Origin of the sequence: Sporosarcina sp. ACRSL (assembly GCF_022346605.1) — a bacterium.
Lineage (GTDB): Bacteria > Bacillota > Bacilli > Bacillales_A > Planococcaceae > Sporosarcina.
In genome coordinates this window covers 116202-128259 of sequence record NZ_JAKRNT010000005.1, presented here as the reverse complement: position 1 = coordinate 128259, position 12058 = coordinate 116202, and the positions used below count along the sequence as shown (strand labels likewise).

Sequence of the window (12058 nt, the reverse complement as noted above, 5' to 3'; positions counted from 1 at the left end):
AGCAAAGATGTGCTCGTAACGCTACGCTTTTACTCGCAAAAGCCGTTCTACGTGACGGCTTTGCCCGTCGCCTCTATGCGGGCGCCCTACGCTTTATAGAGCGTCCGTATATTCAACACCTGCTGGTAATAATTCCATCATGTCGATCCGTTCAAGACCATTATTAATTTTCGTCGTATAGCCTTTTTCATTTCGATCCATATAACCCGCTTTTGATCTCATCAACTTCTCAAGGGTTGCGGTTTTGGAAGGATCAATTTCAGACCATAACTCGTACGAGTGGATAAGGTCCTCTAATGTCAAATGTACGTAATCCCTACCGACAAATGTATGATCCGGTGAAATTTTATACCAAATATCTCCGTCCGGTCGGATCCATTTATTGACGTCCTTATCGAGAGCTGATTGAATGGCTTCTGCTGTTCGCAAGTATGCCGGGTCACCAAGCTCCTTATAGGCTAGCAAGAGTATGTTCATGCCGCCAAGCAAATGGTTCATTGAACTGTGTGTCTTTACGTTTTGCTTCCCAGGGAAATAATCCTGGATGTAAAACGAAGAGGCGTCAACTCTAATGATATTCCCTTTACTTTCTTGGGAGACGAGCAGGTCAGCGTAGTTTTTCAAGCCAAGTGTATAATCATCATGCCCGAACGCTTTTCCTCCATTATAAAGGAATAAAGCGATCTGCTCATTGAATCGCGTATCTACGAACGGAGCCGTAATGCCGAACAGATTTTTCAAATACGTGCTCGTCACTTCGGTTTCCCAATACGTTTTATCTCCTCTGAAGATGTCGAGGTTCGCGAATGAATTGAAGAGCAAGCTTTCAAAATACCGCTCTTTCGTTTCATTGTACAGCGCCATCGTACGATCCTCTTTCACGAGGAGCAAGTTACGGCCGTACCCTCTTCCAGATTTCGGCATTGGTTCAATTGTCGTGGCCATTTTATTGTATGGACCGTTTGCTGTATACCATTTGTTTCGCTTCTTATAATAAGTAGCCGATTCAAGCATCCATCGGTCCATGCTTTGATGGCTCGAGAAGAGCAACTCATCGGAAACAAGAAGCCATTGGTCAACAATGTCATACCCTCTCGAATGCAACGTATAGACGGAAAGCTGAGTATCTCCGAGGAGGATTCCGCTGAATGCCTCGCTTTCATCAAATAATTCACGCGTATGACTGCTTCCACCGTGCGGATATGTCATCGTCAGCTCTTTCGATCGATACGCCTTGCCGATCATCCGCTGTGATTTATCTCCATCAATTGAAGTCTTTTCAAACACACCTGTCGGATACGTCGTCAAATCGAAGCCGAATGTATCGTCTGTATCTTTTTTGATCGGGTAGCGGCTATATTCCCTTAATATCCCTTTCTCTACGTCGCCTTCCGTCTGGATGACATCAATTGTAATCGGCATCCGCTGAGGATTTTTCAGTTCCGTGAAAATGAAATAATCCCCGTTTTCCAATACACGTTTTGTTACATTTACGACAGCTGGAGAGTAGCCGCCTACTTTATACGTATATTGTGTGTCAGTTGAATGGGCGTGTTTCCTCGTCTTTTCACCCGCAAACTGCAACCAGGCATTGGAACGCAAGTATGTTTTGCCTGTTCCGCCTATCGGCACTTCTGCAAAATTCTGTTCGTGGCGGACTTGTTCATAATCGCCAAGTATAGTTGGTTTATTGAAGACGATTTCTCCAGTTTCTTCGATCATTCCGGCATTGACCATCGCTCGATGAAGGAAAACGACATACGTTCCTCGATTCACCGCCGTTTTCGGGTCAAATGTTCCGTCTTCTTTACCAGTCGTTATCCCGTGCTGGGCAAGAATTTTCACGCCTTCTCGGTGCGATTCGCTAATCCTATGCTGATCTTTAAATTGGATGTTCTCACCCGTGTCTTCCAAGTTGAAGGCACGTACCAGAACAGTTGCCATCTGTTCACGCGTCAATGAATCTCTTACGCCAAATGTCCCGTCTTCTTTACCAAGGAAAATGCCAGCTTTGTACGTTGCCATCGCCCCTTTTAAATGGGAAGACTTGCTGCTGACGTCCTTGAAGATTGGTTCGTACGGGGCGTCAGGTAGCTGAAGCGCGTTTGAGAGGAGATTCGCCGCTTGTCCCCGTGAAACTTCAAGCGCTGGTCTAAACTGCTTGTCCGGGTAGCCATTGATGACTCCCATATCGACAAGCTGCGTCACTTCGTCCTTAGCCCAAAACTCATTATGTATATCAGAGAAATTTTGGTCCATCGTTATTGTATTTGCATCTGTTGGGCTGCAGCCAACTAGCACAAGTACAATAGATAGCACACTCGACAGAACGATTGTCGTCATTCTATTTTTCGACACTATATAACACCCTCCTGCTATAAACCTTTTTCTTAAAGTCCTATCATAACATAAAGTGCAGCTTCAATCAGTGGGGATTTCTTTCCTTCCCACTATGTAGGTTCGGTTTAAATTTCGACAAAAAACCTCCTAATTGCTAGGAGGTTTTTCATATCCATTTAGACGATTCCGTATTTGCGCTCTTCAGCTTTTTGATTCAACCGGTCCAGTAAATAGCTCGTCGTTGTTTGTGTCTCTGTGCGCTCTTTTTTCGCGAACAGCTCGGTTGCAAGATTGACCGTACTGAATTGGCGTGCGAATTGCTCCACTTTCACGGCTGTCGCTTGTGCAAGTGCTGCTGTCGCCTGTTCAGCGATACCAACGTTTTCGGTTTGTTCATTTTCCTTCACTTCTTCAACAATCGCAGGCTGCACTTGTTTCGCGTTGAATGAAGAGGATGCAGCATTCCGCTCGTATGCACCTTTATTAATGGACGCGGCAATTTTCGCGATATCCGGTCGATATTCATTGACAGCTTCCAATGCGAAAGCCATTTCGTTCGGATGGTCTGCGAAATAAGGGTTTTCATACCAAAACTTATCTTCAAAACGGCCTTGCGACACCGCAAGTGGATTATTATAAGGTGAATTAAACCACTCGCTCGATGGCTTCGGAATGCCGTGCGCAGCAGCCAATTCCGGATCTTGGGCGAATGCAATGACGTGCGGGACGTCACCTGGAGCATTTTTGAAATCGGCAATGAGCTCGTTCATACGCGCTTGCCGTCTTGCGATTTCCGCCTGATCGCCTGATTGGACAGCTTCTTTTAAGGAACGATTTTGCACGTCGATCAAGTTGCCATAATAAAGCTTATTTTGCTTCATCACCCCGCCGACGTTGTCATACCAGGCAGGATGCTGTTTTGCTTGGAATTGATGGTAGTCGGACCAATCATTCGTCCGGACCGCTTCAAGGATGAGGGAGTTGCGTCCTTGGTTCACTGCTGCGAGCGGATTGATGGCAGCCGCTTCCTTGCCCCACACTTTCCGCCAGCCGTCACCCGATGGGCTATTCGCATCTTTCACTTGCATCGAGAAAGATTGTCGATCATTTAATACGGAAACAAACACGTCCCCACCCCTTGTTCATAATAGTATGTATGTCATTTACAAATATCTGTACGTTTTTCTCTATTGTACACTATTTCGACAGTAGTAGACAAAGAATGTAATAGATTTCTCAACAAAAAATCCACCTCTGTTGAACGTAGAGGTGGACTTTGGAATTATGCGTGTTTTTTTTCGTAATTGGCAATATGCTCTTCATACTGGAACGTCAATGCGATTTCGTCCCATCCATTCAATAGCATTTGCTTGTAATACGGATCGATATCGAAGGAGTACGTTTTTCCATCGTCGCCTTTGACAGTTTGCTCTTCCAGATTGATGTCTAATGTATATGGAGCGGATTCGCCTTTCGCTAACAGCTCTTCCACTTCCTCGACACGAAGGCGGATCGGCAAGATGCCGTTCTTGAAGCAGTTATTATGGAAAATATCCGCAAACGACGGGGCGATGACGACTTCGAAGCCGTAGTCCAAAATTGCCCACGGCGCATGCTCCCGAGAGGAACCACAGCCGAAATTGTCGTGAGCGACGAGAATCTTCGAGTCTTTGAATCGGTCGTCGTTCAAGACAAATTCTTTGTTTTCCGTGCCGTCTGCTTGGAAACGCCAATGGTAGAACAAGTATTTCCCGAAGCCGGTCCGTTCGATCCGCTTCAGAAATTCCTTCGATATGATCTGGTCCGTATCGACATTTTTACGATTCAACGGGGTCATGACACTTCGCACTTCATTGATCGGTTTCATAGTATCCATCCTTTCTTCATCTATGAGCGTTAGCCGCTTTTGTTATCGTCTAGACTCCGGGTGGCAACTCCTCGGGTCATAAGTCAGCTCTGCTACACGGCAAAGTGCGCCGTTTTGCAGATCCGCCTTATGCCTGTCGGAGTTAACCGCCGCCCTCCGCTTTTGTTAAGCATGTGCCAATTTCATTTCACGTACGTCTGTGAAACGACCGGCGATTGCTGCTGCCGCAGCCATAGCAGGGCTCATAAGATGAGTGCGGGAACCTGCTCCTTGCCGTCCCTCGAAGTTCCGGTTCGATGTCGATGCACATCGTTCGCCAGCAGGAACGACATCATCGTTCATCGCAAGGCACATACTGCATCCCGATTCACGCCATTCGAATCCTGCCTCGATGAAGATTTTATCCAAACCTTCTTCTTCTGCCTGGCGTTTCACCGTTCGCGAACCAGGAACGACGATTGCTGTAACGTTCGGATGAACTTTCTGTCCAGCGATCACTTCTGCCGCATCGCGCAAGTCGTTCAAGCGGGCATTTGTGCAAGACCCTATGAAAACGTGCTGGATTTCGATTGAAGTAAGCGGTGTCCCTTCTTCTAATCCCATATAAGCAAGTGCTTTTTTCAAAGCCTCTTTATCTGATTCATCTTCAAAATCTGCCGCGGACGGTACATGGGCACTAATGCCGGATCCCATCGACGGGTTCGTGCCCCATGTTACGAATGGCTCGATTTCATCTGCGTCGATCTCAAGAACTTTATCGTAAACAGCGCCTTCGTCCGTTGCGAGTGCCAACCATTTTTCTGCTGACTGCTCGAATGCTTCGCCTTGAGGAACATGACGACGTCCTCTCAAATACTCGATTGTCGTTTCATCCGGGCTGATCAAACCAGCTTTCGCCCCTGCCTCAATAGACATATTGCAAATGGTCATCCGTTCTTCCATCGTCATGGAACGGATTGCTTCACCTGTGTATTCGGCAATATGTCCCGTTCCGACGTCGATGCCAAATTTTGAGATGATTGCTAGGATGACGTCCTTCGCAGTGACGCCAAAGCCGAGATTTCCATTAATTCGGATTTCCATTGTTTTCGGTTTTGATTGCCATAGCGTCTGTGTCGACAAGACATGCTCGACTTCACTCGTACCAATTCCGAACGCAATCGCTCCGAATGCACCATGCGTTGAAGTATGGCTATCTCCGCAAACAATCGTCTTGCCCGGCTGTGTCAACCCGAGTTCTGGACCGATAATGTGAACAATCCCCTGATCCGGATGCTCCATATGGGCAAGCTCGATACCGAACTCCTCGCAGTTTTTCTCCAATGTCGTAATTTGTTTCTTCGCAATCGGATCGTTGATCGTCGGCAAATTTCGTGTCGGGACATTATGATCCATCGTCGCGTAACATAGGTCGGGGCGGCGAACTTTCCGCCCTGCGAGCCGTAATCCTTCAAATGCTTGAGGTGAAGTCACTTCATGCAATAAATGAAGGTCGATGTACAACAAATCCGGTTTTCCTTGTTCTTCGTATACAACGTGTTGATCCCAAATTTTCTCTATAATCGTTTTAGCCATTTGAGTTTCTCCCTTCATTTCAGACGTAAGAAAACATAATGCTATTCGAGACGAACTCCAAATCGAGTTCAGCAATCACTTTATCTGTCCACTCTTCTGTTGTAAGAGCACGTTCTGCATCCTTTGCAAGGTCCGCTGTGAAATGACCATCCTCAAATACAGTATTCACCGCTTTTTCAATCGCGGCTGCTTCCGTCTCCATTCCGAATGAATAGCGCAGCATCATCGCTGCCGACAAAATGGCCGCGGCTGGATTCGCAACGCCCTTGCCCGCAACGTCAGGCGCAGAGCCGTGCACGGGTTCGTAAAGGCCAAAACCATCGGATCGAACACTTGCTGACGGCAGTAGACCAAGTGAACCGGTAATGACGGATGCCTCATCGCTTAAAATATCGCCGAACATGTTTTCAGTGACCACAACATCGAAGGATTGTGGATTTGTAATTAATTTCATCGCTGCAGAGTCGACGAGCTGATGCTCAACTTCTATATCTGGATAGCCTTTTCGTTTCTCTTCGACGACTTCCCGCCATAGCTTACTCGACTCAAGTACATTCGCCTTATCGACGGATGTCACTTTCCCTCTCCGTAAGCGAGCCAGTTCAAAAGCCTTTTCAACGATCCGTTCGATTTCTTCACGTGTATAGACGAGTGTATCGACTGCGGATGTTTCTGTCTTGCGGCTCGGTTGCCCGAAGTAAAGGCCCCCTGTCAACTCGCGGACGATCATCATATCGACATTACGAACGATATCCTCCTTCAAAGGAGAAGCTTGAATCAAGGAAGGGACCGCTTTTACTGGTCGAAGGTTCGCAAATAAATCAAAATGCTTTCGAATCGCCAGCAACCCTTTTTCCGGACGCAATTCCGAAGGGTTCTGGTCCCATTTAGGACCGCCGACCGCCCCTAAGAGCACTGCATCACTCGATTCACAGAGTTCGACTGTCTCCTTCGGAAGCGGATCGTTGAATGCATCGATCGCCGCCCCTCCGATTGAACCGTAATTGAAATGGAATGTGTGGTTGAACCGTCTTGCAACCACTTCAAGAATACGCACTGCCGCCGACGTCACTTCCGGTCCGATTCCATCACCTTGTAATACAGCTACTCTTTTTTCCATTGAACTTCTCCTCCTTGTTGTCATTCCCATTCGCAAAATCTTCTGACTTGAACATGTATAAATCATTCCAAACGACTTCCTAAAAGCGCATAAACTCATCCATTTACGCATAAACCAACTTATTTGCGCATAAATTGCGAGATTGGCACATAAATCTATTTATTTACGCATAAATTGCGATACTCGCGCATAAATCCCCACAATTACGCATAACTCAATTTCCACCTAAGCGTTTTTCTTCATTGACCAACAGTTTCTAATACTTTCATCTGATCTTTCACCAGTTTTCGGTTAATGGCGTTCAAGTATGCTTTCGCTGACGCTTCCAACACATCTTGTGAAACATCGCGACCTGTGAATGTTTCGCCATTGAAACGCAAGTTGACGACGGCTTCCCCTAGAGCATCGCGTCCTTTTCCAATCGATGTGACGCGGTAATCCAATATGTTGACTTGCCCTTTGACGAGCAGCTCAAGCGCATTGAAGATCGCCTCTACTGAACCAGCGCCTGTTGTCGCAACGACAACATTTTCTCCGGAAGGGTCCTTCGCTGAGATTGTTGCAGTCGGAACGTTCGAAGTGCCATATTGCACTTGCACATTTGTCAATTCATAAATGTCCGCATCCGCATCTTCGATTTGACGCCCTGTGAAGAGCACGAATAGATCGTCTTCCGTAATTTCCTTTTTGCGATCTGCGAGCTTCTTGAATTCGGCGAAAGCTTTATTCAATTGCTCATCGCTTAGCTCAAAGCCCATTGAAATGGCGCGGTCCTTGAATGCATGGCGACCGGAATGCTTCCCGAGTGCTAGCGGAGCTGTCTTATCACCAATCAGTTCCGGAGTGATGATTTCGTATGTCTCCCGATTTTTCAACATGCCGTCCTGGTGAATTCCGGATTCATGCGCGAAAGCATTTTTCCCGACGACTGCCTTGTTCGGCTGAATGACGACACCTGTCAACTGGCTGACCAATTGGCTTGTGCGTTTGATTTCCTGTAAATTAACGCCTGTTTCCAATCCGTAAAAGTCCTTGCGGATATGGAGTGCGACTGCAATTTCTTCGAGCGCTGCATTTCCAGCCCGTTCACCGATCCCGTTAATCGTGCCTTCGACTTGATCGGCACCATTTTCAATTGCTGCAATGGAGTTTGCGACTGCCATTCCTAAGTCGTTATGGCAATGCGCAGATAGTTTCACGCGCTCAATGCCTGTCACGTTCTCCTTCAAGAATTTGAATAAAGCACCATATTCAAGCGGCGTTGCATAACCGACCGTGTCTGGGATATTGATTGTCGTCGCACCTGCTTTGATCACTTCATTGATGATCCGGACGAGGAATTCAGGGTCGGAACGGAATGCGTCTTCTGCTGACCATTGAACGAGAGGAAAGAATTTTCGAGCGTATTTTACAGCTTCAACTGCAATATCTACGACCTGGTCAGGCGTCTTCATCAATTTATGTTCCATATGGATCGGAGAAGTAGCCAAAAATACGTGGAGATGTGGTTGCTGTCCACCTTTAAGCGCTTCCCACGAAGTATCGATATCGCTCTTCAACGCACGGGCAAGCCCGGTTACTGTCGAGTTCTTCACTGTATTCGCAATGCGTTGCACCGCTTCGAAATCACCAGGTGAAGAAGCAGGGAACCCTGCTTCGATCACCGTAGCGCCAAAACGTTCTAGTTGGCGGGCAATTTCCATCTTTTCAGCCGTATTCAGATTAATGCCGGCTGATTGTTCTCCATCACGAAGTGTCGTATCAAAGATGTCAATTTTTCGCACTACCCACCACTTCCTTCTGTTGTGCTTTCTTGCCTTCATTAACGAACGGCATCATTTCACGAAGCTTTGCGCCAACAACTTCGATTTGGTGTTTCGCTTCTGACTCTTCATATGCATTGTAATTTGGACGGCCGTTTTCGTTCTCTTCGATCCAGCCTTTTGCAAATTTACCTTCTTGGATATCAGTCAAGATGTCTTTCATGCGTGCTTTCGTGTCTGCATCAACAACGCGTGGACCAGATACGTAATCGCCCCATTCAGCAGTATCGGAAATTGAATAACGCATTCCCGACATTCCGCCTTCGTACATCAAGTCAACGATCAGTTTCAATTCATGCATCGTTTCGAAATAAGCGAGTTCAGGCTGATAACCTGCTTCTACCAATGTTTCGAAGCCTGCTTTGACGAGGGAAGTCAACCCACCGCAAAGTACCGCTTGCTCACCGAATAGGTCTGTTTCCGTCTCTTCCTTGAATGTCGTTTCAAGTACGCCTGCACGAGCTCCACCAATTCCTTTCGCATATGCGAGGGCAACGTCTTTTGCTTGACCTGAAACGTCTTGGTAAACCGCGAACAATGCCGGTACACCAGCGCCTGTTTCATACGTTCTACGTACGAGATGACCAGGGCCTTTTGGTGCAACAAGGAATACGTCCACGTCTGCTGGAGGTACGATTTGACCGAAGTGAACGTTGAAACCGTGTGCGAATACGAGTGATTTTCCTGCTTTCAATGCCGGTGCGATTTCTTCGTCATATACTTTCTTTTGTCTTTCGTCTGGAAGAAGAATCATGATGACGTCAGCTTCTTGAGCTGCTTCGCTTACAGGTTTTACGTCAAGTCCGTCTTCTTTCGCTTGGTCGAATGATTTACCTGGGCGTACACCGACGACAACTTTGAATCCTGAGTCTTTCAAGTTTTGTGCGTGTGCATGACCTTGTGAGCCGTAACCGATGATTGCGATCGTTTTTCCTTGTAGAAGTCCTTCGTTGATATCTTGGTTGTAATACATTTTAGCCATTGTAAATTCCTCCTCGGGGTTTTCGATTTATTTGTTATTTTAAAATAGATAACTGTGGTGCATTGCTTTTTTGGATTTCACGTGTGAATGCCGTTACACCGGTTCTAGCCAACTCTTTAATGCCATAAGGCTTGACGAGATCGATGAATGCCTCAATCTTTTCGGGTGTGCCTATCACTTGATACGTGACGACGTTCTTTCCGGAGTCGATGATCGTTGCACGGAAAGGTTCAACAACACTATTGATTTCACTACGTGCATGCGGTGGAGAGACAACTTTCACAAGTGCCAATTCCCGCATGACGATCGCTTTGTCAGTAATGTCATTCACTTTGATAACGTCAATCTGCTTTTGTAGCTGCTTGACGAGCTGTTCGATTTTCTGCTCATCTTCCACATGGACAATGAATGTCATCTTCGACATGCCAGGTTTTTCGGAATGCCCGACTGTAATGCTTTCGATGTTGAATTGCCGTTTCATGAGCAATCCTGTCACCCGGTTCAATACTCCGCTTTGATTGATGACAGTGACCGTAATGACTCTTCTCATTTGCTCTTCACTCCGATCATTTCTTGTAGTCCTTTTCCTGGTGCCACCATCGGATAGACGTTTTCTAGCATTTTCACCCGGCAATCGATAAGTACCGGTTCATCCGACAAGAGTGCTTCGCGGAATATTTGTTCAGCGTCCTCTTTTTTCGTGATGCGATAGCCTTTTAAATCGTATGCTTCGGCAAGTTTGACGAAATCCGGTTGAACTGGAATCAATGACTGCGAGTAGCGTTCATCGTAGAACGTTTCTTGCCATTGGCGCACCATTCCGAGCGCTCCATTGTTCAAGATGACAACTTTCACCGGAATCCTCATTTCCTGTAAGAGGGATAGTTCCTGTGCTGTCATTTGGAAACCGCCGTCTCCGACGATCGCGACGACCCTTTTATCCGGCTTCGCGATTTGTGCACCGATCGCAGCCGGGAATCCGAAGCCCATCGTTCCGAGACCTCCAGAAGTTACCCAATGGTCTGGATTGTTCAATGAATAATATTGAGCCGCCCACATTTGATGCTGTCCGACGTCTGTCGTGACAATCGCATCTCCCTCTGTAATTCGGTGGATCATTTGAACCGCTTCTTGCGGCAGGATTTCGTGCTCGTCAGTGTTGTACCATAATGGCGCTTCTTCTTGTAAACCGTTCAAGTAAGCAATCCAATCTGCTGTATCCGGCGCTTCGAATTCCTGTTCAAGTAACGCTTTCAAAGCCTCTTTCGAATCCGCGACAATCGGAATTTCAGTAGGTACGTTCTTACCGATTTCTGCAGGATCAATGTCGATATGAATGACCTTTGCATGCGGTGCGAATGAATTCAAATTACCTGTCAGCCGGTCGTCGAATCGAGCACCGACGTTGACGAGTACGTCACATTCACTAATGGCCATATTCGCTGTATACGTCCCGTGCATGCCGGCCATCCCTAGGAATAATTCGTGGTCCCCGGCAATGCTGCCGAGTCCAAGCAAAGTGTTTGTAATCGGTATCCTTTTCGATTCGACCAAAGTTCTCAATTCTTCCATCGCCTGGCCGTGCAAAACGCCTGCACCTGCGAGAATGAGCGGCTTCTTAGCGAAGCGGATCGCTTCAACTGCCTTTTGTATTTGCAAGTAATTTGGAGTCGTTGTCGGTTGGTATCCCGGTAGATTCACCTCTACATCGCGCTCAACATCTCCGACAAAGATTTCTGTCGCTATGTTTTTTGGAATGTCAACGACAACTGGGCCGCGTCTTCCCGTTGAAGCGATGTGGAATGCTTCTTTGATGATTCTTGGGAAATCCTTGAGATCTTGTACTTGATAGTTATGCTTTGTAATTGGTTGCGTAATGCCGATGACGTCTGCCTCCTGGAATGCATCCGTCCCAATTACTGAGCTTGCAACTTGCCCTGTGAAAACGACGAGTGGCAATGAATCCATCATGGCGTCCGTAATACCTGTAACCAAGTTCGTCGCACCCGGACCTGACGTCGCAATAACTACTCCCGGTTTACCGGATACTCGCGCATAGCCTTCCGCTGCGTGGATGGCCCCCTGTTCATGACGTGCAAGCACATGGGGAATCGGATCCTTGTATAATGCGTCGTAAATCGGTAAAACAGCACCTCCAGGGTAACCGAAAATGACTTCGACACCTTGGTCTTTCAACCCTTTAATCAAGACTGCAGAACCATCCATTGGTTGATTATTCTGTTGCACAGCCTGAGGCTCCGGCGCCAATTCCATAACTGCCTGCTTCGTTTGAACTTCCGCACTCATGTACGAACTCCTCCTTACTTTTTTCTCATTAATTGTTTTTATAT

The 12058-nt window shown here is 46.9% G+C and carries 9 protein-coding genes; all 9 read right to left on the bottom strand.

Features of this window, described 5'->3' with window-relative positions; genetic code table 11:
- Window positions 1-93 precede the first annotated feature (93 nt).
- Entirely contained in the window at window positions 94-2358 is a 2265-nt protein-coding gene (locus MHZ92_RS09050) for an S-layer homology domain-containing protein (protein ID WP_239431358.1), read from the bottom strand.
- 158 nt (window positions 2359-2516) lie between these two features.
- Window positions 2517-3467, bottom strand: coding sequence for a hypothetical protein (locus MHZ92_RS09045; protein ID WP_239431357.1), 951 nt, complete (start codon window positions 3465-3467; stop codon window positions 2517-2519).
- Window positions 3468-3622: 155 nt separating this feature from the next.
- Window positions 3623-4207: a 3-isopropylmalate dehydratase small subunit gene (gene leuD, locus MHZ92_RS09040; protein WP_239431356.1), complete on the bottom strand. Its 585-nt coding sequence runs from the start codon at window positions 4205-4207 to the stop codon at window positions 3623-3625.
- 165 nt (window positions 4208-4372) lie between these two features.
- Entirely contained in the window at window positions 4373-5782 is a 1410-nt protein-coding gene (gene leuC / locus MHZ92_RS09035) for a 3-isopropylmalate dehydratase large subunit (protein WP_239431355.1), read from the bottom strand.
- A 19-nt stretch (window positions 5783-5801) separates the two neighbouring features.
- Entirely contained in the window at window positions 5802-6902 is a 1101-nt protein-coding gene (gene leuB / locus MHZ92_RS09030) for a 3-isopropylmalate dehydrogenase (protein WP_239431354.1), read from the bottom strand.
- Window positions 6903-7141: 239 nt separating this feature from the next.
- Window positions 7142-8686, bottom strand: coding sequence for a 2-isopropylmalate synthase (locus MHZ92_RS09025; protein ID WP_239431353.1), 1545 nt, complete (start codon window positions 8684-8686; stop codon window positions 7142-7144).
- Window positions 8673-9707, bottom strand: coding sequence for a ketol-acid reductoisomerase (gene ilvC, locus MHZ92_RS09020; protein ID WP_239431352.1), 1035 nt, complete (start codon window positions 9705-9707; stop codon window positions 8673-8675). Before ilvC ends, MHZ92_RS09025 begins: the two co-directional genes overlap by 14 nt.
- A 34-nt stretch (window positions 9708-9741) precedes the next feature.
- The gene (ilvN, locus tag MHZ92_RS09015) at window positions 9742-10257 is read right to left on the bottom strand and encodes an acetolactate synthase small subunit (protein ID WP_239431351.1); all 516 of its coding nucleotides are present in this window, start codon (window positions 10255-10257) and stop codon (window positions 9742-9744) included.
- Window positions 10254-12014, bottom strand: coding sequence for an acetolactate synthase large subunit (ilvB, locus tag MHZ92_RS09010; protein ID WP_370644670.1), 1761 nt, complete (start codon window positions 12012-12014; stop codon window positions 10254-10256). The genes ilvN and ilvB overlap by 4 nt, the downstream gene beginning before the upstream one ends.
- Window positions 12015-12058 lie beyond the last annotated feature (44 nt).

Coding starts and splice junctions, on each gene's coding strand:
- ilvN (WP_239431351.1), bottom strand. CDS start 10,257: ATGAGAAGAGTCATTACGGTCACTGTCATCAATCAAAGCGGAGTATTG.
- ilvC (WP_239431352.1), bottom strand. CDS start 9,707: ATGGCTAAAATGTATTACAACCAAGATATCAACGAAGGACTTCTACAA.
- ilvB (WP_370644670.1), bottom strand. CDS start 12,014: ATGAGTGCGGAAGTTCAAACGAAGCAGGCAGTTATGGAATTGGCGCCG.
- leuC (WP_239431355.1), bottom strand. CDS start 5,782: ATGGCTAAAACGATTATAGAGAAAATTTGGGATCAACACGTTGTATAC.
- leuD (WP_239431356.1), bottom strand. CDS start 4,207: ATGAAACCGATCAATGAAGTGCGAAGTGTCATGACCCCGTTGAATCGT.
- leuB (WP_239431354.1), bottom strand. CDS start 6,902: ATGGAAAAAAGAGTAGCTGTATTACAAGGTGATGGAATCGGACCGGAA.